This window comes from Chitinophaga vietnamensis (genome assembly GCF_902167635.1).
In the GTDB taxonomy this organism is placed as follows: Bacteria; Bacteroidota; Bacteroidia; order Chitinophagales; family Chitinophagaceae; genus Chitinophaga; species Chitinophaga vietnamensis.
Window position 1 is genome coordinate 101,789 of record NZ_CABHMS010000010.1, and the last position, 24,059, is coordinate 125,847.

A 24,059-nucleotide genomic window follows, 5' to 3' on the forward strand; every position below is an offset into this window, starting at 1 on the left:
CTTGCGAACCTGCAATGACATCTTTCATACATATTTCAAGGATTTTTTAGCATGTTGAGGAAACGGAGCCTGTTATTTTTTTCGATCATTTTATTTTCAGGACAGCGACTGGCAGCACAGGAGCGGCCGCTGTTCCGCCAGCAGGACGCGCCGCTGGAAGCGCGCGTCAATGACCTGTTGCATACCCTTACCCTGGAAGAAAAAATTTCGCTGCTGGGGTATAACAGTCCTGCCGTACAGCGTTTGAATATTCCTGCCTACAACTGGTGGAATGAGGCGTTGCATGGCATCGCAAGGGGAGGCGAAGCCACGGTATATCCGCAGGCGATTGGTTTGTCGGCCACTTTCAATGCGCCACTTGCGAAAGAAGTGGCTACCACCATTTCTACAGAGGCCCGCGCTAAATACAATATGGCGGTGCAGGCTGGCCGCCATGTACAGTACATGGGGCTTAACTTCTGGACGCCTAATATCAATATCTTCCGCGATCCGCGCTGGGGCCGCGGACAAGAAACTTACGGCGAAGATCCTTTCCTGACGGCCACTATGGCGGGCGCTTTCGTCCGCGGCTTACAAGGCGATGATCCTGCCGCACTGAAGACTGCCGCCTGTGCCAAGCACTTCGCGGTGCACAGCGGCCCGGAAGCGGACCGCCATAGTTTCAATGCCATTATTGACGAGAAAGACCTGAGAGAAACCTATCTCTATGCTTTTAAGAAGATGGTAGATGGCGGCGTGGAATCGATCATGTGCGCCTATAACCGTGTGAACAGCCAGCCTTGCTGTACCGGTAACACGCTGCTGCAGGACATCCTGCGGCATGAATGGCAATTCCATGGGCAGGTGGTGACGGATTGCTGGGCGCTGGATGATATCTGGCTGCGCCACAAAGCCATCCCTACCCGCGAAGAAGTAGCTGCCGCCGCGGTGAAAGCCGGCGTGAACCTCGACTGCGCCAATATCCTGCAGGACGATGTGCTGAAAGCCATCAGGAATGGCCGGCTCAAAGCTGCTGATGTAGACAGCGCGCTCGTGGCCTCTCTGCGCACACAAATGAAACTGGGCTTGTATAATGATCCTGCCAGTAGTCGTTATGCAGGTTATGCCGCCGACAGCGTCAATAACAGCTATCACGCGCAACTCGCGCGGGAGGCGGCCCGGCAGAGCATGGTGCTGTTGAAGAATGACGGCATCCTTCCCCTGCAAAAAGATAAATATGCTTCTATGTTGGTGGCGGGCTCCAACTCCGCCTCGCTGGAAGCCTTGATGGGCAACTATCACGGCGTATCCGGTAATATGGTCACTTTTGCTGCCGGCCTTGGTAAAGCCGCCGGCCCGGGCATGGCCATGCAATATGACCAAGGCTGCGATTTCACTGATACCACGCATTTCGGTGGCATCTGGGCTTCGCAGAACTGCGATGTAACGGTGGCCGTGATCGGCCTCACACCGCTGCTGGAAGGTGAAGAAGGCGATGCATTCCTCTCGCCCTCCGGTGGCGACAAGAACACCCTGAGCCTCCCGCGTTCGCAGGTGCTGTTCATGCAGAAGCTGCGCGCCGCACACAAGAAGCCCATCATTGCCGTGGTAACCGCCGGCAGCGCGGTAGATATCAAAGCCATCGAGCCTTATGCAGACGCTGTCATCCTCGCCTGGTACCCCGGCGAACAAGGCGGGAATGCGCTCGCAGATATCATCTTCGGCGATTATTCCCCCGCCGGCCGACTGCCTGTAACCTTCTACAACTCACTGAACGACCTGCCCGACTATAAAAGCTATAGCATGCAAAACCGCACCTATCGCTATTTTCCGGGCAAGGTAGCCTATCCTTTTGGTTTCGGCATGAGCTATACCAGTTTCCACTACAGCTGGAAACAAGCGCCATCAGACAGCTACACCCTCAAAGATACCATTCGTATATCCGTTGACGTTACCAATACCGGCGCATACGACGGCGACGAAGTAGTACAGGCCTACATCAGCTATCCCGGCATAGAACGAATGCCCCTGAAAGAGCTGAAAGCATTCCAGCGCACCCACATCAAAAAAGGCAATACCAACACCATCGAGCTCAGTATCCCCGTTGCCGAACTACAAAAATGGGACCTGCAAAAGCACCAGTGGAAATTATACAAAGGAACCTACAAGGTCCAGCTGGGGCCGGATTCAGAGCATTTCGCACTGACGAAGGAGTTAACGGTGAAGTAGGCGGATGTTGTCTTTGCTCAGGATTATACTGATTGAAAGGATTAACAGGATTTTTTTATAAGGATTAATAAAGATTAAAAAAAGGATTTGCGAAGATTTTCGCGAAGGTAGCCCTTGAAGCGCTCAAAGCGCTTCAAGGGCTGGAACCTCGTTACTCTTCTCGCAAATCCTTTTTTTAATCTTTATTAATCCTTATAAAAAAATCCTGTTAATCCTTTCAATCAGTATAATCCTGAGCAAAGACAACATCCGCTTAGCTCAATGCATTCACCACGCGTTTGAGCGTCAGGCCCTGAACGATGATGGAGAAGAGTACGACGAAGTAGCTTGCAGATAAGATCAGCTCTCTGTAAGGAGATTCCGGCAGCGACAAGGCCAACGCTACGGAGATGCCGCCTCTGAGGCCGGCCCAAACGAGTATGGTAATACTTTTGTAGTTGGTGCGCAGGTTACGGCGCAGCAACCACGCGGGGATGGTGATACTGAGGGCGCGTGCAATGATCACGAAGATGGCAGAGAGGATGCCCGTGAGCCAATAGTTGGAAAGGAAAGGCATCACCACTATTTGCAGGCCTATCATCACGAAGAGGATAGTGTTCAGCAGTTCGTCGATCAGGCTCCAGATATTGTGGAAGTAGCGCTGCATATCGGCGGATTGCCCGGCGCCGAGAGAAGTGTTGCCCAGTATTAATCCGGCGGAAACCGCGGCCAGCGGGATGGATACGTGCAGCAGATGCCCCACTACGGATATCACCATCACCATGGAAAGTGATACCAGCACAATGATCTGGAAATCGTCAACGCGTTTCATCGTGCGGTAGGCTACGATGCCGGATACAATGCCGAGCAATATGCCGCCCAGCACTTCTTGTGAGAAAAGTGCTGCAGCATGCGCAAAGGTGATGTGCGCATTGCTTTTATCTGCGATCTCTTTGAGGAGTATGAATAAGAGGATGCCGGTACCGTCATTCAACAGCGATTCGCCACCGATGATGGTTTCCAGCGCAGGTGGCACTTTCGATTTACGGAGCACAGATAATACCGCCACCGGATCAGTAGGAGAGATGAGCGCGCCGAAGAGCAGGCAATAGATCAGCGGCAGGTCGATCCCTAACAGGCGGGTAGCGCCGTATAACAGCAACCCGAAAATAAAAGTAGAGCCTACTACGCCCACCGTGCTTAGTATCAGCACCGGGTAACGTTGCGCTTTCAGCTGGTTGAGGTCAACATGCAGGGCGCTGGCAAATAGCAGGAATCCTAACATAATATCAAGCAGGGCGCCTGTAAAATCAATGCTCAGCGTGAGATCGCGGATGAACTGATGCGCACCCGGAAAAATTTTGCCCGTGAACAGGATCGCCATCGACAGGAACAGGGATACCACAATCACGCCGATAGTGCCCGGCAGCTTGATATAACGGTGATTAATAAACGAAATAAGCGCACTGATGGTGATTAAAGCCGTAATGATAGTAAAAGTGTCCATAAGCAAGAAATTAAAGCCATTAAATGATCAGGGGCGGCTTTAAAGATATGGAATACTTGGGAAATGCTGATCTACCTCTCATCTCATCAAAATTAACAGCAGAAAATAAAGCCGCTGCTTTATCTTTAGTAAAAGCCCTCTTATGTCATCTTTATCATTAAAGAAGAGGTGGTTACTTCCATGCGCCCTTCTCCCTTGCTTAGCCATTGCGCAAACCACAAAAATAGCTACGAACCATGTAGGATACGAACAGCAACGCAGCAAACAGGCCATCATGGTGGCTGCTACGGAATTAAAGCCTACAGCCTTCGAGCTGGTGGACCTTAGCAATAACAAGCCCGTACTAACGGGAACGCCTGTATTTAAAGGTACTGTAGGAAAATGGTCCGGTAAATATTTCTGGGTGCTGGACTTCAGCAAATGCAGCACTGCCGGGCAATACAAGCTGGTGGTAAAATTGCCTTCGCAGGAAGTACAATCCTTTCCATTCCGCATCGGACAGCATCTGCTCGAACAGCAAACGCTGTCGGATGTGATCTATTATTTCAAAGGACAACGCAGCTCCGGGCTGCTGGATCAGGCGGATCACCACCTGCCGCTGGCTGGCAGGCCCGGCGATACCGCTGATGCACATGGCGGCTGGTACGATGCCACCGGTGATTACGGTAAACATCTCTCTCATCTTTCTTTCTCTACTTACTTCAATCCGCAACAGTTATCGCTGACGGTATGGAGCCTGATCAACAGCTACGATCTGCTGATCAGGCGCAGCGGTACAGACTACCGGCAGTTCAACCGCCGCCTGCTCGATGAAGCGATGTATGGCGCGGATTATCTCACCCGCACGCTGGCTCCCGATGGTTCATTATATCGATCCATAGCGGCGCCAGGGCCGGGCAAGAAAGCGGTAGACCGCATCATCGCACCGGAAGATAAAGGCTACATCATTAAAAAGAGTAAGGACCAGACGCTCAGGGGAGATGCGAATACAACGTATAGCCGACACAGTTATCAATCCAGCTACCGCGCGGGCGGCGGCATTGCTATCGCAGCCCTGGCCAAAGCCGCTACCTTTGATACCTGCGGCGAATACAGCAATGCCGATTATCTCCACGCAGCGGAAAACGCTTTTGCTTTTCTCGAAAAGAATAATGTGAAGATGACCAATGATGGTAAAGAGAATATTGTAGATGACTATTGCGCCTTGAGTGCCGCCACCGAATTATACAAAGCCACGCACAAGCCGGAATACGCTGCTGCGGCGCAACGCAGGGCATCGCAATTAATAGCGCGCCTGCATTCTTGGAAGGGATATCATCATTACTGGCGTGCCGATGAGCAGGACCGCCCGTTCTTTCACCCGTCTGATGCGGGTTTGCCGGTGGTAAGTCTGCTTACTTATTACCCCGTGGCGGATGCTGCGCAGCAGGCGGCTATCCGCAAGGCTGTGCGTGAATCGTTTGAATTTGAACTGGCCATCACACATGAAGTGAACAACCCTTTCGGCTACAGCCGCCAGCTGGTGCAGGATACGACAGGACGCCGCTATAGCGCTTTCTTCTTTCCGCATGGCAGCGAAGCTGCGCCGTGGTGGCAGGGAGAGAATGCGCGACTGGCATCTATGGCTACTGCTGCGAGGATGGCGGCGCCGCTGTTCCGCCACGACCGGCCTTTTGCCGACAGCCTGCTGCAATTTGCAGCCGATCAGCTCAACTGGATACTGGGCCTCAATCCATTCGATGCCTGTATGATGCAGGGCACGGGGCATAACAATCCCGCCTATGGCTTCTTTGGTACATTTGAATATACCAATGCGCCCGGCGGCATTGTGAATGGCATCACCTCCGGTGTGGAGGATGAAGAAGATATCGCTTTCAATATCCCTTATGCCACTACTGGTAAAGATTACGACTGGCGCTGGGCCGAGCAGTGGCTGCCACATGCAGCCTGGTATCTCTGGGCCGTGGCAACAGGCGAATAACTATTCTGTTTTCAGACTTTTTACAGGATCCGTCAACGCTGCTCTGATGGATTGATAACTAATGGTAAGGAGCGTGATGATGATCGCCAGTATGCCTGCCAGCAGGAACACCCACATATGTATCTGCGTACGGTAGGGGTATTGTTGCAGCCAGCGGCTCATGGCCCACCATGCCAGCGGAAAAGCGATCAGCATGGAGAAGCATACGAGCTTCAGGAAATCTGCTGACAGCATCGCGGTGATATTGGCTACGCTGGCGCCCAGTGTTTTGCGGATACCTATTTCTTTGGTGCGGCGCTCGGCGGTATAGGCCGCCAGTCCGAACAGTCCGAGGCAACTGATGATGATAGTCAATCCCGCAAAGATGCGCGATAATTTATCTATCAGCATTTCGTCCTGGAATAAGTGGTTGAACTGATCATCCACAAATGCATAGGTGAAGGGGTAGTCGGGATTATCTCTCTGCATCACTTCACCTATTTTCTTTACTGCCTCGTCCAGCGGTATGCCGGGCTTGATGCGCGCATAGATCTTGTTGGTTTCTCCCAATATAGGAAAGAACACAACCGGCGAAGGTGTGCCATACATATTTCCGTATACATAATCCTTCACGACACCGGCTATACGAAGTGTGAGCATACCTTGGCCATAGGGGCTGGCTATTTCCAGGTTTTCGCCTATCACACTGCCTTTGCTGATAATTTTCGCGAATGATTCCGTGACGATCACGGTGGAAGTATCATTATCGTTGTGCGGCTGGAAGTCGCTGCCATCAATGATTTGCAAGCCTGCGGTACGCATGTACTCATGGCTTACCATCCTGATAGATACCAGTACATTGCTGTTGGCGGGTTTGCCTTTCCAGCGGAAGCCGCTGGTGCTATTGCCGGCATAAAGCGCGGAGTAGTCGGTCAGCGCTGCATTTGAAACGATGTTGGTGTTCAAGAGCTCCTGCTTGATCATGGGGAAATGCGCTACGGCATCTCCCTTGATGTCTATCGATAACAAGCGGTCTTTATTGAATCCCAGGTCCCTGCTTTTTACGTGTTGTATTTGTTGGTAGATGATCACCGTGGCGATGATCAATATGATAGATACGCTGAATTGCGCGATCACCAGGCCTTTGCGGATCATGGTGGCGCTACCGTTTTTCAGCTTGAAGCCTTTGAGGATGGCAATGGGTTGGAAAGAAGAAAGATACATGGCAGGATAGCTGCCGGCGATGAGGCCACAGATAATCGTGAGGGCCAGCAGCCCGGCAATATGCGTTGGGCGGTCGAGCCCCAGCGACAGATGTTTTTCTGTAAGGGTATTGAAAACCGGCATCAGCAAAGTGATGATGAGCACGGCGAGCATCGTGGCCAGCAAAGACATGATCATGGATTCGCCGATGAACTGCGTAACGAGTTTCCCTTTGCCGGCGCCTAATACTTTCCTCACGCCTACTTCGCGGGCGCGCTGTTCGCTGCGCGCAGTGGCCAGGTTCATGAAGTTGATGCAAGCCACCAGCAGGATGATCCAGGCGATGGTACTGAACAATTTCACGAAAGTGATCCTGCCGCCGGTTTGTACGCCATCGACGAAGTTGTCGCGCAGGCGCCAGTCGTTCATCGGGAACAGGAAGGCATGGTTAACGGCCTTGGGTACACGTTGTTGGATATAGTTGAAAAGTGTCCGGTCAATTTTGGCTACATCGGCGGTGGGAGAGAGCTCTACGAAGGTGTTGATACCATTGCTGCTCCAGTCGTCCAGTGAATTGTTGAACTGGCGGTAGCCGTCAAATGGCGCCATCCAGTCCATGCGCATGGATGAGTTCTCGGGGAGATCTTTCATCAGTCCTGTTACCGTATAGGCGTACTTGTTATCCATCGTCAAGGTTCTGCCTACTACCTGGTGGTCGGTGCCAAAGATCTTTTTAGCGCCTGTTTGCGAAAGCACGATAGAGTTGACCTGTTGAAAAGCTGTATGGGGATTGCCTTCCAGGAAAGGCAGGGTGAACATGCTGAATACGGAGCTGTCGATGAAACGTCCGTTGGCGTATTGCCGGTCTTTGCCATTGGCGAAGAGCATGCCGAGATTGTATTCGTTGCTGCGGCAGGTATTGACTACGCCGGGTATCTCGGCTCTCATGGCGGCGGCCATCGGTCCGCAGGTGGAGGAGAATGTGCTCTTGCTGCCATCGAAGAACCAATGCGCCTGCACTAAATATAGATGATCTTTTTTGAGATGGTTGTTGTTGAACGTCACTTCATCTTCTACCCATAACAATACCATGGCTGCGCATACGATACCGATAGACAGGCCAAAGATATTGAGGAAGCTGTAGGATTTGTTTTTCCAGAGATTTCTGAAGGTAGTTTTAAAATAGTTCCTGAACATTGTTGCCGGATTTTGGAAGAGATGGACCAACACAATGCCACGATATCCACCTGCTGATAATAAGCAAGTTAGCTTTTTTTTCAGCAGGTGGAATGTTCGTTTTCAATGCAATACTGTTCGATTATGGACAGCTTTAATGCAATACGCCGGCGGCAGCGCTGCTTTGCGTTACGGCGCCGCGGATGTTGCGGCGGCCGGTAAACAGGATCAATGTTGCCAGCAGTGCGGAACCCGCCATGGTGGCCGAGAGCGGCAGTGCGGTAGGCGTATCGAAATAGCTCACAAATGCAGAGGTCAATGCGCCAAGGCCCAGTTGCAATGCGCCCATGAGCGCGGAGGCGCTGCCTGCATTGCGCTCGAAAGGTGCGAGCGACAAGGCCGCTGCATTCGGGTTCACCAATCCCAGGCAGCACAGGTATAAGAACAGCAAGGCAATCAGGCCATACATCCCGATGATATTATTCATCGTGCCCAACACCATCAGGACGCCGAAAAGCAATTGCCCGCAAAGCGCCACGGGTATGATGTCCTGGCTGCGGAACCTGCGCAGCAGCAAGCTATTCACCTGGCTGGAGCCAATGAAGCCCATGGCGAGCAGCGCGAAGATCCAGCCATAGGTTTTGTCGTTCACATGATAGATCTTCATGAACACCTGTGGAGAACCGGATACATAAGCCAGCAATGAAGAGAAAGCCACACCGCCGGTAAAGGCATAGGTGTAGAATTGCGGTTCTCTCACCACCGATAAAAAGTTGTTGATGATCGGTTTGGGTTTCAGCGACATCATAGTATCCGGTTCATAACTTTCCGGCAGCCACAGGATACAGCTGAGTAACAATACCGCGCCCATGATGGTGAGGATGAGGAATACAGAGGCCCATCCGAAGGCGCTGGTCACGTAACCGCCCACAGTAGGTGCGATCATGGGAGAGGCGCCTACCACCAGCAGGAGCAGGGAAAATACTTTGGCATTGTCCTTCACGGGGAAGAGGTCGCGCACCATGGCCATCGCCGCTACAGTGGCGGCACAGCTGCCGATGGCTTGTATAAAGCGCACAATGATCAATGTATTGATTGTATGCGCATACATACATCCGATGCTGGCCAGGATATACAAGGCCAGCCCGATGAACAGCGGCCGCTTGCGGCCGAAACGGTCCAGCAGCGGGCCATAGAGCAATTGTCCCGCAGATATGCCGATGAAGAAAGAAGTGAGCGAAAAGCCCACCGCCGCCACATCAGTGCCGAAATCTTTGGCCATGGCCGGAAAGCCCGGCAGATACATATCTATGGAGAACGGCCCCAATGCCGTGAGTGAACCCAGGATTAAAATGAGGAAGAAATACCTCGATGGTGTGATCGTCTTTTCCAAGCTAAATGATTTAATGTTGATCGTAATGTGTGTGAAGACGCAAAGGTAAAATGAATCCGCTCAGCATACTATCAGCAAAATCTATCCGGCTATTAATTTTTCTTTATCAGATAAATTTAATTTAATATATCTTCGTGCGGTTCAATGAGCAAGTCGAATCCCCTTACGCCTTACTATGCCATCGGTTTATATGAGGAACCTGTTAGTGATCTTTTTATGTCTTTCTTGTCATGCCTTGCATGCACAGGTATTTAGTTCCATACAAGTGAGGCCTTGCGGCTCAGATGTGCTACAGCAGCGGCTGCGCAAGGATCCGGCCTATGTGGCGCGGGAAGCGGCCATCGAGCGCGCTATCCTCGCCAGGAGCTATCACACCGCCCCGTTTTCAGTTATCGCACCGCCGCCTATCGTTACCTTGCCGGTAGTTTTCCATATTATAGATGATGGTACCGGCAGCATCACCGACGCCAATGTGATACAGGCTTTGAATGATCTGAATGATGCCTATGGCGCTACCGGCGCGTTTACCGGCGCCCGCACGGATACGCGTATACGTTTTTGCCTCGCTAAAACTGCACCTGATGGCAGCCGTACTAACGGCATCGTACGTACGAAATCATACCTCAGCGATTTTGATGTGGACATGGAGGGTGGCGAACTCCTGAAGCTGGGCCGCTGGCCTGGCGATCGCTATATCAATATCTGGGTGGTACAGGGGATTAAATCGGAGTACATGCAGGACTTTGAATGCGGCAACTGGACGCGCCTGCACATGGGCGGCTATGCCAGCGCCGGCGGAGATATAGTGGTAGCGGGCCTCGGCGTAGGACTGGTAGCACATGAGATGGGGCATTATCTCAACCTCTTGCATACGTTTGCCAACAGGGATTGTAAGAATGATGATTGTACGGTAGATGGAGACAAGGTATGCGACACGCCGCCGGAGAGAAGCATCACCGGCGGGTACGCCTGCAGCAGCCCGCCCAATACCTGCCATACCGATACCCTCTCCGGTTTCACTACTGATGTTCCCGACCTGCCGGATAATTTCATGGACTACGGCCAGGGCGCCGGCTGCATCCTCTCTTTTACCGCAGGCCAGGCCCAGCGCATGCAGAACTTCATTGCAGCGGCACTGGGCAGCCTGGTAGCCAGCGCCGTTTGCAACGATCCCTGTACTGCCGCCATCACCGCGGGTTTCACGCGCAGCATCGATTATCCCGTGATCGGCGATGTGATCAACTTTACCAATACCTCCACCGGCGCAGATACTTATCAGTGGATCGTAGATGGCGTGCCGCAAGCTACCACTACCAACTTTTCACTCACCGTCACCGAAAAAAGAAACTATACGGTATGGCTGCGCGCTACCAATACCGCGGCGCATTGCAGCGCCACGCTCACTGATGTGATCACGGTGGGCTGCGGCGTAACGGCGCGCTTCTATCCCGACAAACGGAAGATCGCTTCCAAAGCGGGCTTCTCGCTCGATAGCGTACAGTTCACCAATCGTTCCCGCAATGCCACGGCCTGGACCTGGCTTATGAGCAATGATGCAGGCATGGCCGAAACGGCCATCAGCAGCAGCCAGCAGCTCACTTATGTATTCACACAGCCAGCTACCTATAATGTGCGCCTTGTGGCCACCGACGGGCATTGTTACGACACTACCAATGTGGTGCATATTGTGGTAGATGATCCAAGGCCCAACGGCGCCGTATTTGTTCCGGATATCCAATGCTATGATAAAGACAAGCTGCGGGTGAGCCTCTACTTTTATAACTACGGCTACGATACCATTCCGAAAAATACCCCGGTGGCCTTCTATGATGCCGATCCGCGCAAACCCGGCGCACACCGGGTGGGAGGGCTGTACCAGCTGCCGTCTGCATTGCCCGGTAAATGCGCCTCTGCCCTGTACACCTTTATCCTGGATGCCGGCCGCGCTGACATCGACACGCTGGTAGCCGTATTCAATGACAACGGTACTACCTTGCCACTGGCCTTACCGAATACTTCCCTGATAGAAAGCGATTATAATAATAACATCAGTTCGCACAAGAATTTCCAGTTCCATGTGAAGCTGACGCCGGCCGATTATACGCTCGCGCCGCAACAGCAGATCACGCTGAAACCATTGTCCAGTGGCGGTGTGATCGATCATGCCAGCTGGCAGGTTTCGCCCTGGCTCGATTGCAGCAACTGTATCAATAGCACCTTCACAGCGCCCTACCGCCAGGACAGCGTGGTGAAAGAACAAGTGATGGCCTTTAGTAAATATGGTTGTGTAGACAGTACCACTGCTACGATCCATCTGCCACCGGCAGACGACTATACCGTGAAGACCGATCAGGCAGATTGCGCAGCAGGCGATAGCCTTCATCTCGCCTTTACTATCTGTAACGCCTACACGAAAGGAAATATTCCGTCTCGGCTGTCGGTGGACTTTTATGATGCACCACCCGCCAGTGGCGGCGCTACGGCATTGGGAACTACTTTCGTCACGCTGGCGCAGAGCGCCGGCGCCTGTGAGCATTATGAGCAGTTCATTAAAAGACCTGTCAGTGGCAGCGTATATGCACTCGTGAACAAAGCCGCCCTCACCACCACCTTCCCCCCCGGCAGTGGTTTGAATGAAGCCAATTATGCCAATAATACCAGCGGCTATGATTACCACGCGCCGGTATTGTCCGTATTCCCGCTGGATACGACGGTATACCGGAAAGCGCCATTCCCGCTGTATTACAGCGTTCCCGGCTTCTCTCCGGTACAAATTGCCTGGCAACACGGTGACGGCTATACGTTAAGTTGTTACAATTGCGCTTCGCCGCAGGCGACCATGCGTGATAGCGCGGCTATTGGCCTGCAAGTCACGAATCAGTATGGTTGTACCTTGCAGGGGCAAAACTATGTACACCTCTTTCCGCCGGACATGACCGTGGAACTGCTGGAAGTACATTGTTTCGATAATAGCCATATCACTGCGCGCTTCAGGATATGTATGTCTAACGGCTACGATAGCGTATTTGCGCAGGTACCGGTATCTTTCTATGATGGCGACCCGGGTAACGACAACACGCATCTGTTATCGCCGGCCTATGCTACGCCTTTAATAGCACCGGGCGCCTGTGCGGAATATACGCATATACTGGCCGCAAGGGATCTCACCAGCCTGGTAGCGGTGGTGAACCAGCCCGCAAAGTTCAACGAAACCAATTATCTCAATAACCGCGCAGATATAGATTATACGCCATTCCGTGTAAGCGTGGACCCGCCTTATGAGGAATTATACCGGCCGGCTTCCATATGGTTGCATAGTACCGTTGCGGGCGATCATCCCATCAGCTATGCCTGGGAACCCGCGCTGGGTCTGTCTTGTACCAGCTGTGCAGCGCCTGTGGCATCGGTCACCTCGTCTATGAAATACACGGTGCTGGTGAAGAATGAATATTTCTGTACCGACACTGCTGCGGCTGTCATCAAAACCTTCACCGGTGTGAGTACCAGTATGCCCAATGCTTTCACGCCCAATGGCGACGGGCACAATGATATTTTTTATGTGATCGGCAGCCGCGATATCAAGCTGGTAAGGGATTTCAACATCTTCGACCGCTGGGGTGGCCGGGTGTTTGAAGCACACAATACGCCGGCCAACGATCGCGCCTATGGTTGGGATGGTAGCGTCAATGGCCGGGAAGCGGCTGCAGGGCCATATGTGTATTTCGCCACACTGGAATTTATGGATGGCACGGTACAGATGATAAAAGGCTCGCTGGTGCTGGTGAGATAGATGTATATTAAACAATCATTCTACGTTTCTATTTTAAAGTCATAGCAAGATATCTTCCTGTCATTTTCTTTTTTTGTTATGATGAATTTTGGGTTTATCATTGGGGCGTGAAACACCGACCTACTCAAAAAAACGAAGTAATGAAAACAGTGACCTACCTACGGACCAACAACGAGCAGGAAGATTTCAATGCCTTAATGACTGCGCTGGACAACGACCTGAAAGAAAGGTACCAGGATACCCGCGGACTTTACGACACACATGAGGTGATCGAAGCGATGGACACTGCGCTGGTGGCCTATATGGGCGATACGGCGGTGGGCTGCATCAGTTTCAGTGTGTTCAACGATCATACCATCGAGATCAGGAACCTGTTCGTGGTGCCCGAGCAAAGAGGGCAGGGCATTGCGGCCGGTATGCTGCAGGAACTGGAGCAATGGGCAAAGGAACTGCATTACAGCTATGCCATCCTGGAAACGGGCCGCCGCCAGCCCGAGGCGATCAGCCTCTATGAAAAGAACGGCTATACGCAGATGGATAACTATGGCCCTTATATCGGGCAGGAGAACAGCATCTGCATGCGCAAACGATTGATCCTCTCCTGATACAAAAAAGCCCCACGCGCTGGCGTGGGGCTTTTTTTGTCTTACCGCAACATATTTTGCCATCTGACTGTTATAGTCGAGGCATTATTAATGATCATTTTAAATTTCATCAAGAACATGAAGAAAGTTTTTCTGCTTGCAGCTGTTACTGTTTGTTTTACTACAATGAGCGTGAAAGCGCAAAGCATCCTTGACCAGGCCAAAAAAGCGGCTACCTCGGAAAGCCCGCTGGGCAATAGCGGTGGTATCGCCAGCAGTATCCTGGGCCAGCTGACGCCGGCGCTGTCACTCACACAAACACAGCAACCCAAAGTATTGAACCTGGTGAGCAGCTTCCTCACCAAAAAAGCCAGCATCCTGCCTTTGCAGCAATCTAACCCTGCCGCCTATACGTCAAAATTCGGCGGTCTGCAAAAAGGACTGTTCGGTAAACTACAAACACTGCTCACCGTAGCACAGTACACCAAGTTCCTCGGGCTGAAACCCAAAGCCAACGACGCCGCCAACGTACTGTCACAATTATTTTTTTAATTGACGGATTTAGGGATTTACGGATTTACGAATTTAGGGATTTACGGATTTATTGATTTATGGAGCATTTCCCCAAATCCCTAAATTCGTAAATCCCTAAATTCGTAAATCCCTAAATCCGTAAATCAATAAATCCGTAAATCCTCACTATCTTCGCGCGCTCGTAACCTGCGCCATGCCGAAGAAAAAAAAGAAGAGCGATGATAATTCGCTTTCCCTCATTATAGTATTGATAGTGATCGCCCTGATCGTTACTTTCTGTTCCCGTAAATTTAATACGGACGCACCGCAAAAAGAACTTCCGAAGAAATCTCATCATAAGAAAAAAACTGCCCGGCGCCATGCGCCGAAAGCCTTGCTCCTGGAGGATTTTGAACAAGGGTCGAAAACCAATTATAATTCCGGAGACGTTGACCTCGGCAGCGGTTCATGGGAATTTAAAGATGCTGTAACCGGTGGGGGAGAACTGGATCATAAGCAGGGCAGTCAGGCCCTGCGCATTCGTGCAAACGGCAGCGCTGCCATGAATTTTGATATCGTGGTGAATGGCACGGTAACGGTTACACTAAAACATGCTTTATACGGCAAAGATACCACTGCCGCCGAATGGGAGTTATGGGCTTCGGTAAATAAAGGCCAGCGCTATTTTAAGGCAGGCAACACCGTTAGTACCGGCAGCCGGCAACTGCAAACTGCTACCTTTTCCGTTAGCACCACAAATACGATCCGCTTCCAGATACGCAAAACAGAACGGGATGACGCCCGCCTCAATTTCGACGCTTTTGTAGTAAGATATGCCGGCCCTGCGCCTGAACGCAATGACATGCCCGCCGGTGACGCCGTAGCCGGCGACGATGATCATCTGCTGCTCGGTAATCCCAGCAATGCCAGCGCTTCGCTGGCCATGGCCAACAATTACCTTATGGATAAAGGCTACTATAAATTATCGTATAACCGTGACCGTGGTACGCCTAACTGGGTGTGCTGGCATATTTCCCGCCGCGACCTGGGCAATATGAACCGTGCGAATGATTTCCGCGCAGATATGGACCTGCCCTCCACATGGTACGCCGTAGCCCAGACCAGCTACATCGGCAGCGGCTTCGACCGGGGCCATAACTGCCCCTCCGGCGACCGTACCAATACCCGCGATGCCAACGAAGCCACCTTCCTCATGACCAACATGATTCCGCAGGCGCCCATGCATAACCAGCATCTCTGGGCTTACCTGGAAGATTATACCCGCGGCCTGGTGAAAAAAGGCAATGAAGTGTATGTGATCATGGGCAGCTACGGCGTTGGCGGTACCGGCAGCAAAGGTTTCCGGGAGAAGATAGACCACGACCGCATCACCGTACCGGACCATATCTGGAAAGTGATCTTAGTGCTGCCGGAGGGCAATAACGATTTGAAACGTATCAATAAAAATACGCGCATCATTGCTGTGAACACCCCTAACAGTAATGACGTGAACACAAGTTGGTCTGCCTATCTGACCTCTATTGCCGAGATAGAACAGGCCACCCACCTGAAATTACTGAGCAAAGTGCCGGAAGCAGTAAGGCAGGAGCTGGTGAAGAAGATCGATCATGCGGAATACTAATGCCGGTTAAATGTTTTCATCACAAACCGGCTGGTATCTACCTGGTATTTCAACAGCAATTTGTTCAAAGCCTGTACGGATTGAGCAAAAAGCTGGCTGCTCACGCTGTCTTGCTGGCGCGCAGCGAGATAAAAACAAAAGCCCGGCCGCAGGCGTATCTGGCTCAGCATCATGTTCATGCCAGGTATGCTGCTGTTGATCGCTTTGCTGATAGCGGTGGTATCTGCCAGGGAAATGCTCCATACCACATCAAAAACCGTTGAGTCGTTGACGTTAGGATCGCCGTGTGAAGGTTTGATGTAATGGGATGGATCATAAGCCCGCGCATAAAGTACTTTTTCACTGCTGTCGCTGAAACGGTTAATGCCTTTGTTCAATTGCCGCAGAACGCTGTCGCCACTGGCCACATAGAGGAGGAGCGGCACGGAATCAGGATGCGCGAGGAAGGCTTCCATGGCTTTATTTGCGGAGGCATATTTCATCAGGGGAAGATGATCATCGCCGGGTGGAGGGACATCGGGCAGTAACTTCACGAAAGCGGCGGTATCATTGGTGTAGAGATACCATTCGCCGGCGGTAGTCATTTTTTCGTCGAGCACTTTTCTTACTTCCACGAGGTGGTGATTGAACGTTTCCAGTGAGGCCTCTGTGAGCTCATATAAATCAGGGCTGTGGTGAAACCAGGAACCGGCGCAGCTTCTGACGAGGATGACCGCACCCACGGCCAGCCCTACAGGAATGGCGAACTGCGGTTTCGTAATTTTATTACGGGCCTCTTCCAATTGCGTGGAAACTGGTTGTGCGGATGTAGCTACCGTTTTCTTTTCGTAGGTGCTTCTCCGTTGTGCCAAGGTTTCCACTAATTGCGCAAATGCATCAAGCTCTTCGGCCTTGTTCGACACAAATCCTTTTGAGTTGTTGTTGAGATGCCAGGTCACCGCGCGGCGGTTCCTGATCTTCAGCCGCAGCGATGGCTGGGTGCCCCAGAAAGAACGGGATACGCCGATAATATCTTCCAATGCAAATGTGCCATATAAGGCAGAGCATACAAAGTGATCATCTACCGTGACTGTCTCATTCCGTACAATCCATCGTGTTGACAATATCAATCCTGTCATAATTACTGTTACAAAGATGGCTATCATCCAACCTACGCTCGGCCTGAGTTCAAAGTTGACGATAATACAGGCTAATATCCATACGAACAATAACAACATTATCCAGCCGGTACGGCCGGCATCGAAGATCCGGAATTGATAAATGACTTCACGAGACATGCGGGTTACCTCTTTTAGAAGGTGCAAAAATAACCAAAATCCCGCCGTATATTGGTCGCTGTCGTTATGAAAATGCTTATCGATGAAGACGCGCAGCCAGTTATTATTACCGCTATTGCTTTTCCCGTTCGTATTGTTTGCACAGCAAACGAAAGCACCGGTATTTACCGCCGGTACAGAAGGATATGCGAGTTACCGTATCCCGGCTTTGATACGCTTGCCCGACGGGCAGCTGCTGGCTTTTGCAGAAGGACGTTTGCACAATGCAGCGGATTTTGGTGATATTGATATTGTGCTGAAGCGCAGTAAAGACAATGGCCGCAGCTGGCAGCCCCTTGAAAAAGTGGTGGACAACGATTCCTTGCAGGCCGGCAATCCGGCGCCGGTAGTGGATCTTACCGATCCTGATTATCCTGGCGGCAGGATCTTCCTCTTTTATAATACCGGTAATAATCATGAAGGAGAGGTGCGTAAGGGCAAAGGTTTGCGTGAAGTATGGTATATCACTTCCTCCGATGGCGGCCAACATTGGTCGGCGCCCGTGAATATTACGGCGCAGGTGCACCGGCCGCATCAGCCGGAAGACTGGCGCAGCTACGCCAATACGCCCGGTCACGCTCTACAGTTTTCCCGCGGGCAATACCGGGGACGCCTATACGTAGCAGCCAATCACTCGCAAGGCAATCCGCAGCCACATTTTAAGGACTATTGTTCGCATGGTTATTACACTGATGATCATGGCAAAACTTTTCATCTTGCACAATCCTTGCCTGTGCCCGGCAGCAATGAATGTATGGCGGCCGAACTGGCCAACGGCGCACTGATGCTGAATGCCCGTAACCAGCAGGGTAACGTAAAAGCGCGCATTGTAGCCATCAGCAAGGATGGCGGCGCTACCTGGGATCAGTACAGTTATGACCCGCAATTGCCCGATCCTGTGAACCAGGGCAGCCTGCTCAATATCGCCTGGAAAAAAGGACAGCCAGTGCTGGCCTGCTGCAATGCGGCAGATACCTTACAACGCAATCACCTCACCCTGCGCATCAGCGAGCCTGGCGGCCGCCACTGGCGCAGGTCTTACGAGATAGAGGCCAGCAACGACAAGAAAGGGGACTATGCCGCCTATTCTGATATAGCCAATATCTCCCGGCAACAGATCGGCATCCTGTACGAACGTAAAGGATATAAAGAGATTGTATTTACAGTAGTGAACTGGACGAAGTAATTATTCCGCCAGCTGCTTCCGCAGCGCATGCAGGGCTTTTACAATGTGTTTTTCTACTGTGCTCACGGAAATATTCATACGGGAAGCAATGGCCTGATGGGAGAGGTATTGCACGCGGCTCAGCAGGAAGGCTTCCTTACATTTCTCCGGCAACTGGTTGATCACCTGTTGTATCTTTTCTTCCAGTTTTTTACTATCGATATACTGATCGCTGCGGGCTTCGGTGTGGGATTGCACCTGCTCGCGGATAGCAGCGTATTGCTTTTGCTGCACCAGTTTCTGCCGGAAACGGTCGATGATGCCGTTCTTTAGTAAGGTGTGGAGATAAGCGAACAGGTAGGTGGTATGTTCTATCCTTTCACGATTGGCATGCAGCCGGATGAACACATCCTGTACCACTTCCAGCGCATCTTCCCTGTTCTCCATCCGTTTGTAGGCCATGTTGAGCAGGCTGATAAAGTACCGGTCATAGATCGCCTCAAAGGCACGCGGGTCCCCTTCTTTCAATAACTGGAACAGATCGCTGTCGGTAGCGTTTGCATATGATAACTTCATTTTCTGCATGCAAATGGCGAATAAAAAAACTAAAAAAAAGTTAGAAATACAATAGCGGTACTTTTCTTTTTGCCCGTTTATAAAGAGGTAAAAAGATCGGGATATAATCTACCGCCCCTACGGGGCGCAATGTTATTGAACGAACGCGGCTACCGATATATCGCCCCTATGGGGCGGCATATTGATAGATGTATCGCCTGCTACCAATATGTCGCTCCTACGGAGCGCGATGTTGTTGGACAAACGTGGCTACCAATATATCGCCCCTACGGGGCGGCATATTGGTAGATATATCGCCTGCTATAACATATCGCCCCGTAGGGGCGAAAGCCCGGTAGATATTGCGCAGGTTACGCCGCATTCAGCTCCGTAGGAGCGAACGCCCGGTAGCGATAGCCCGGTAGACCCGGGTGGAACCCGGGGCCGGCCGGGCCGACAGATTTATGGAACAACACAATTTCGACATACGGCTTTTAGAAAGATACCTGGCAGGCACAGCTTCTCCGGAGGAAGTGCAGCAGGTAGAAGATTGGCTCGCTGCCAGCGAGGCGAATGCGCCGTTATTTGATGATGAACATTCCACGGAGGCGATCAGGTTTAAAGACAAGGCAAAGGCAGCGCTACTGGGGAAAATGAATGCTGACCCGGACGCTGCCGGCGCTTTCCCCCGCCGCCGTATCACGATGATGCGATGGGCTGCTGCGGCGGCTATGGCAGGAATCCTGATCACCGCGTGGGTGTTTCATGCCCGGCATATCACCCCTACGGATAAACGGAAAGCGATATCGTTAAAGGAAACCATGTCTTCCGGCGCCGGCCACAAAGCCCTGCTGCATTTGTCCGGCGGCCGCGACATTGCCCTGGACACTGTTCCGGTGAACGCTGTGATCACCGATGGAAACGTTCGCATTACCAAAACGAACGGCCATGAAATTGAATATGCAGCAGGGGGTAATATAACGGCCACGCATACACTCAGTTTGCCCAAGGCATCGCGCTATACCGTAGTGCTGCCCGATGGCAGCAAGGTATGGCTCAATGCTCTGTCGGCCATCACTTTCCCGGCGGCATTCACCAGCGCTGCACGCCAGGTGAGCATCCGCGGCGAGGCCTATTTTGAAGTGGCCAAGCGAACGTTTGCAGGCGCGCGCCAGCCCTTTGTCGTGCAGGCGGGAGCCGCCACCATACAGGTACTGGGCACGCATTTCAATATCAATGCCTATGAAAATGAGCCTGTCATCAAAACCACGCTACTGGAAGGAAGCGTACAAGTGAACGTGAAAGGTAAACATACGCTGATCCAGCCCGGACAACAGGCCCGCGCTACCCGCCACGGGAACCTGAGCGTTGTACAACCAGATATAGACGAAGTAATGGCCTGGAAAAAAGGCTACCTGCAATTCGACAACACGCCACTGGAAGAAGTATTTCGCCAGATCGCACGCTGGTATGACGTTGAAGTGCGTTTCGCCGGAAATGCCCACCAGGGAGCTTTCCACGGGAAGATATACCCGAACATGCAACTGTCCGAAATCCTCAGCGGCCTCAAAGCCAATGGAGCACGCTTTTCCACCAAAGGAAATATCATTATTGTTGAATAAAACCTGACACGCGGATTCTCTTGCCTGTTATCAAGCATCTACCATTTTAACAACCTAAAAATCGTATGTATGAGGTTACCTTTAAAAAGAACCCTTGCACGCCGGCGTTATGCCCGGAAAACCTTGCTACTGCTACTATCCAGCCTGTTGCTGTGCTGGAGCCACGCGTATGCCGATCGCCAATCACAAAAGGTAAGTCTGGACGTGACCAACCAGCCCCTGGAAAAGATCTTCAAAAAAATGGAAGAAAAAACCGGCTATGTTTTTTGGTATAAAATGGATGTACTGAAAAAAGCCAGACCCGTTACCATCAAAGCGATCAATGAAGATGTGCTGGTAGTAGTGGATCAGATCTTCAAATCACAACCGCTTACCTATAGCGTGGTAAACAATATCATTGCTATCAAGGAAAAGGAGAGCGATGCCAAACCCGCCATGCTGGCGGATGCGCCGCCGATAGTGGTAAAAGGTAAAGTGGTCAATGAAAGCGGCGAACCGCTGATCGGCGTTACCATCAAAACAAAAGATAACAAAGCCTTCGCCACCACCAACGAAAATGGCGAGTTCTCCATCAAGGCGGCGCCGGGCGATGTGCTGGTACTTTCCTATATCGGCTTTCAGACTACGGAAGTGGCTATACGTTCTGAAGACGCTTTGAGTATTACGCTGAAATCAGCTGCCGACAAGCTTTCCGAAGTAGTGGTAGTTGGCTACGGCACACAGAAGCGCGCTAACCTCACCGGCGCAGTGGCTACGGTGAACTACGATAAAGTGATGGAAAGCAGGCCTATCACCAATCCCAGCCAGGCGTTGGCTGGTAAGGTGTCTGGTGTTTTTGTAAGCCAGAACTCCGGCTCTCCCGGCAGCGATGGCGCTACCATCCGCGTACGTGGCTATGGTACGCTCAATAACACCGATCCGCTGGTACTTATTGATGGTATTGAAGGCCGCCTCGCAGAACTCAATCCTGCCGATATCGCCAGCATCACCATCCTGAAAGATGCGGCTTCAGCCTCCATCTATGGCTCCCGCGCAGCTAATGGCATCGTGTTGGTTACCACTAAAAAAGGAAGCTACAATTCAGAGCCGGTGATCTCCTACAACGGCTATTACGGTTTCCAGCAGCTCGGCCGCAAATACGACCGCATCAACAATAGCGTGGAATTTATGAACCTCTGGAACAGCGCGGTAGTCAACAGCGGTGGCGATCCGCTCTTCCCGGCGAATGTGATCGACAGCTTCTCCAAACATAATGATCCTTATCTCTACCCCAACACTGATTTTTATAAACAGATATTCCGTACTGCACCGATCACTGAACACAACATCTCCGTAAGAGGAGGTTCTGCGAAACAGAATTTTTTTCTCTCCGCCAATTATCTCTCCCAGGATGGTATCATCAAACAAACCAACAGCAAACGTTATGGCGTCAACTTTTCTTTGAACAATAAAATAAAAGACTGGCTGGAAGTGGGCGGCCGCGTGCAGATCACGCGTAAAGTCACTAACAGCCCTTACAATGGTATCGACCGCATCTACTACATCCTGTCCAATGGCGGCTATCCCTTCATTGCGCCTTATACCAGCGATGGCCGCTTCGGCGCTACACAGGCACTCAAGCCGGATGGCTCGCCCATCGTGGATTCCCGCAACCCGCTGCCCGATCTGTATAATGGCAACAGCCAGTATGTGAATACTTTTTTCCGGGCCAACCTGAACGCTACGGCTAACATCACGAAAGACCTTACTTTCAAAACAATGTTCACCGGGCAATCAAACAACAATCGTCAGGATCGATACAATCAGCTCAACTACGTATATACGTCCACGGGGCTGCAAGGCAAAGTGCTCGATTACCCTTCCCAGGTTACGCCATACAGGAGCAATAATGAAGAGTTCTATTGGGTATTCTATAACACGCTCAACTATACGAAATCCATCAACAACGTACATAACTTTTCCGCGATATTGGGTACGCAGGCAGAGTCGTACCAGCTCAAGAACATGTCGGCGCAAAAGTCCGACCCGCCTAAGTCCGGCCTGAATGAAGTAGATGCAGGTACCAGTAATGTGCAGGCTTCCGGCAATACTACTGAATGGAGCATGCTCTCTTATTTCGGTCGTGTGAACTATAATTACCGCGAAAAATACCTGTTGGAAGGCAACCTGCGTGCGGATGCTTCTTCCCGTTTCCGGCAGGGCAACCGCTGGGGCTATTTTCCATCTGTATCAGTAGGCTGGGCGATGGAGAAAGAAAATTTCATCAAACGTTTGCCTGCGATCAGTCAGCTGAAATTACGCGCCTCCTGGGGCCAGCTGGGCAACCAGAATATCGACAACAACTATCCGTACATCGGTGCAGTGACGCAAACTAACGGTACCAGCTATACGGTGGGCGGCCAGCTGGCGCCCGGCGCCGCCATCACGCAACTGGTGGATCGCAATATCAGCTGGGAAACCACTACCAGCGCAGATGTGGGATTAGACCTCGGCTTCTTCGATAATGCCCTTTCTTTCGAGCTCGACTACTTCAATAAAAATACCGACAAGATATTGGTGCAATTGCCTATCTCCAGCACTTTGGGAGAAGTGAGCGCACCGATACAGAATATTGGTAAGATGAATAACAAAGGCTTTGAATTTGCGGTGAACTACCGTTCGCCGGAATATAAGTCGGGCTTCAGTTACGCCATCGGCGCCAACGTCTCCTATATCAAAAATATGGTCACCAGATTCCGCGAAGATGCGCCGGACCAGCTATGGCTGATCCGCGAAGGACAGCCTTACAAAATGCTGTATGGTTTCAAGGCCATCGGTATTTTCCAGACAGACAAAGAAGCGTCTCAATACATGTATGCCAATGGCTATGTGCCGAAGGCGGGAGATATCAAATATGAAGATGTGAACGGCGATGGCAAACTCGATTACAAAGACAAGCAAGCCCTTGGAAACACGCTGCCATCCTGGACTTACGGCTTCACCATCAATGTCAATTACAAACGTTGGAGCCTGAACGTAGTAACGCAGGGTATGGCCGGCGTATATGGTTATAACCAGAGTGCCTGGACCACGCCGCTGGGCATTTCCGGAGGCACCTTGCTGACCCGCTGGCGCGACGCCTGGACGCCGGAGAACCACAGCGCCACACTGCCAAGGATCGTGGTGAACGATACCTGGAACCGTTACGAATCTTCTTTCTGGGTGCAAAATATGAGCTATCTGAAGATCAAGAATATCCAGCTCTCCTACCAGCTGCCCGAAGCCTGGATGAAGACTATCCGCTTCAGAAGCGCGAATGTGTATGCCAACGTACAAAACCTGCCATCCTTTACCAGCAAGGGTTACATTGGTTTTGATCCGGAGCAGAACACGTTCGGTAACGGCGCAACCATCTATCCCACGCCGGTGATCACATCTTTTGGTATCAATGTGCAACTTTAAAAAGA

The 24,059-nt window shown here is 51.5% G+C and carries 14 protein-coding genes; 9 read left to right on the forward strand and 5 right to left on the reverse strand.

Annotation, left to right across the window (positions count from 1 at the left end):
• Positions 1 to 51: 51 nt before the first annotated feature.
• On the forward strand, positions 52 to 2,208 hold the full coding sequence (locus FPG75_RS23650; protein ID WP_143310519.1) for a glycoside hydrolase family 3 N-terminal domain-containing protein: 2,157 nt from the start codon (positions 52 to 54) through the stop codon (positions 2,206 to 2,208).
• A gap of 253 nt (positions 2,209 to 2,461) precedes the next feature.
• Here the strand turns inward: FPG75_RS23650 and FPG75_RS23655 are convergent, their stop codons facing one another.
• Positions 2,462 to 3,694, reverse strand: coding sequence for a cation:proton antiporter (locus FPG75_RS23655; protein WP_143310520.1), 1,233 nt, complete (start codon positions 3,692 to 3,694; stop codon positions 2,462 to 2,464).
• 142 nt (positions 3,695 to 3,836) lie between these two features.
• Here FPG75_RS23655 and FPG75_RS23660 point away from each other — a divergent pair, with 142 nt between their 5' ends.
• A complete protein-coding gene (locus tag FPG75_RS23660) occupies positions 3,837 to 5,675 on the forward strand; it encodes a glycoside hydrolase family 9 protein (RefSeq protein WP_143310521.1) in 1,839 nt (612 codons plus the stop codon).
• On the opposite strand, the gene FPG75_RS23665 is transcribed toward FPG75_RS23660, so the two are convergent.
• Both FPG75_RS23665 and FPG75_RS23670 read right to left on the reverse strand, forming a co-directional pair.
• Positions 5,676 to 8,054 (reverse strand): ABC transporter permease, encoded by a 2,379-nt coding sequence (locus FPG75_RS23665; RefSeq protein ID WP_143310522.1) that lies wholly within the window; start codon positions 8,052 to 8,054, stop codon positions 5,676 to 5,678.
• A 133-nt stretch (positions 8,055 to 8,187) separates the two neighbouring features.
• Complete coding sequence (locus tag FPG75_RS23670; protein WP_236652886.1) at positions 8,188 to 9,426, reverse strand: multidrug effflux MFS transporter; 1,239 nt, start codon at positions 9,424 to 9,426, stop codon at positions 8,188 to 8,190.
• A gap of 190 nt (positions 9,427 to 9,616) precedes the next feature.
• Here FPG75_RS23670 and FPG75_RS23675 point away from each other — a divergent pair, with 190 nt between their 5' ends.
• The 4 genes from FPG75_RS23675 to FPG75_RS23690 all read left to right on the forward strand — a co-directional run bounded on the left by FPG75_RS23675 (position 9,617) and on the right by FPG75_RS23690 (position 15,955).
• On the forward strand, positions 9,617 to 13,216 hold the full coding sequence (locus tag FPG75_RS23675) for a T9SS type B sorting domain-containing protein (RefSeq protein ID WP_161596900.1): 3,600 nt from the start codon (positions 9,617 to 9,619) through the stop codon (positions 13,214 to 13,216).
• A gap of 140 nt (positions 13,217 to 13,356) precedes the next feature.
• The gene (locus FPG75_RS23680) at positions 13,357 to 13,821 is read left to right on the forward strand and encodes a GNAT family N-acetyltransferase (RefSeq protein WP_143310524.1); all 465 of its coding nucleotides are present in this window, start codon (positions 13,357 to 13,359) and stop codon (positions 13,819 to 13,821) included.
• Between the two features lie 117 nt (positions 13,822 to 13,938).
• Positions 13,939 to 14,352 carry a hypothetical protein gene (locus FPG75_RS23685; protein ID WP_143310525.1) on the forward strand — a complete coding sequence of 138 codons (414 nt, stop codon included), beginning with the start codon at positions 13,939 to 13,941 and terminating at the stop codon, positions 14,350 to 14,352.
• 175 nt (positions 14,353 to 14,527) lie between these two features.
• Entirely contained in the window at positions 14,528 to 15,955 is a 1,428-nt protein-coding gene (locus FPG75_RS23690) for a DNA/RNA non-specific endonuclease (RefSeq protein ID WP_143310526.1), read from the forward strand.
• Here FPG75_RS23690 and FPG75_RS23695 read toward each other — a convergent pair.
• Positions 15,952 to 17,232, reverse strand: coding sequence for a cell division protein CrgA (locus FPG75_RS23695; RefSeq protein WP_143310527.1), 1,281 nt, complete (start codon positions 17,230 to 17,232; stop codon positions 15,952 to 15,954). The genes FPG75_RS23690 and FPG75_RS23695 overlap by 4 nt on opposite strands.
• A gap of 82 nt (positions 17,233 to 17,314) precedes the next feature.
• Between FPG75_RS23695 and FPG75_RS23700 the strand changes: the two genes are divergently transcribed.
• Positions 17,315 to 18,457, forward strand: a complete 1,143-nt coding sequence (locus FPG75_RS23700; RefSeq protein WP_143310528.1) for a sialidase family protein — start codon at positions 17,315 to 17,317, stop codon at positions 18,455 to 18,457.
• Here the strand turns inward: FPG75_RS23700 and FPG75_RS23705 are convergent, their stop codons facing one another.
• On the reverse strand, positions 18,458 to 19,021 hold the full coding sequence (locus FPG75_RS23705; protein WP_143310529.1) for an RNA polymerase sigma-70 factor: 564 nt from the start codon (positions 19,019 to 19,021) through the stop codon (positions 18,458 to 18,460). It abuts the gene before it with no gap.
• 434 nt (positions 19,022 to 19,455) lie between these two features.
• Between FPG75_RS23705 and FPG75_RS23710 the strand changes: the two genes are divergently transcribed.
• Positions 19,456 to 20,613: a FecR family protein gene (locus FPG75_RS23710; protein ID WP_143310530.1), complete on the forward strand. Its 1,158-nt coding sequence runs from the start codon at positions 19,456 to 19,458 to the stop codon at positions 20,611 to 20,613.
• A 69-nt stretch (positions 20,614 to 20,682) separates the two neighbouring features.
• Positions 20,683 to 24,054 carry a SusC/RagA family TonB-linked outer membrane protein gene (locus FPG75_RS23715; RefSeq protein WP_143310531.1) on the forward strand — a complete coding sequence of 1,124 codons (3,372 nt, stop codon included), beginning with the start codon at positions 20,683 to 20,685 and terminating at the stop codon, positions 24,052 to 24,054.
• Positions 24,055 to 24,059 lie beyond the last annotated feature (5 nt).

Coding starts and splice junctions, on each gene's coding strand:
- FPG75_RS23650 (WP_143310519.1), top strand. CDS start 52: ATGTTGAGGAAACGGAGCCTGTTATTTTTTTCGATCATTTTATTTTCA.
- FPG75_RS23655 (WP_143310520.1), bottom strand. CDS start 3,694: ATGGACACTTTTACTATCATTACGGCTTTAATCACCATCAGTGCGCTT.
- FPG75_RS23660 (WP_143310521.1), top strand. CDS start 3,837: ATGTCATCTTTATCATTAAAGAAGAGGTGGTTACTTCCATGCGCCCTT.
- FPG75_RS23665 (WP_143310522.1), bottom strand. CDS start 8,054: ATGTTCAGGAACTATTTTAAAACTACCTTCAGAAATCTCTGGAAAAAC.
- FPG75_RS23675 (WP_161596900.1), top strand. CDS start 9,617: ATGAGGAACCTGTTAGTGATCTTTTTATGTCTTTCTTGTCATGCCTTG.
- FPG75_RS23680 (WP_143310524.1), top strand. CDS start 13,357: ATGAAAACAGTGACCTACCTACGGACCAACAACGAGCAGGAAGATTTC.
- FPG75_RS23685 (WP_143310525.1), top strand. CDS start 13,939: ATGAAGAAAGTTTTTCTGCTTGCAGCTGTTACTGTTTGTTTTACTACA.
- FPG75_RS23690 (WP_143310526.1), top strand. CDS start 14,528: ATGCCGAAGAAAAAAAAGAAGAGCGATGATAATTCGCTTTCCCTCATT.
- FPG75_RS23695 (WP_143310527.1), bottom strand. CDS start 17,232: ATGTCTCGTGAAGTCATTTATCAATTCCGGATCTTCGATGCCGGCCGT.
- FPG75_RS23700 (WP_143310528.1), top strand. CDS start 17,315: ATGAAGACGCGCAGCCAGTTATTATTACCGCTATTGCTTTTCCCGTTC.
- FPG75_RS23705 (WP_143310529.1), bottom strand. CDS start 19,021: ATGCAGAAAATGAAGTTATCATATGCAAACGCTACCGACAGCGATCTG.
- FPG75_RS23710 (WP_143310530.1), top strand. CDS start 19,456: ATGGAACAACACAATTTCGACATACGGCTTTTAGAAAGATACCTGGCA.
- FPG75_RS23715 (WP_143310531.1), top strand. CDS start 20,683: ATGAGGTTACCTTTAAAAAGAACCCTTGCACGCCGGCGTTATGCCCGG.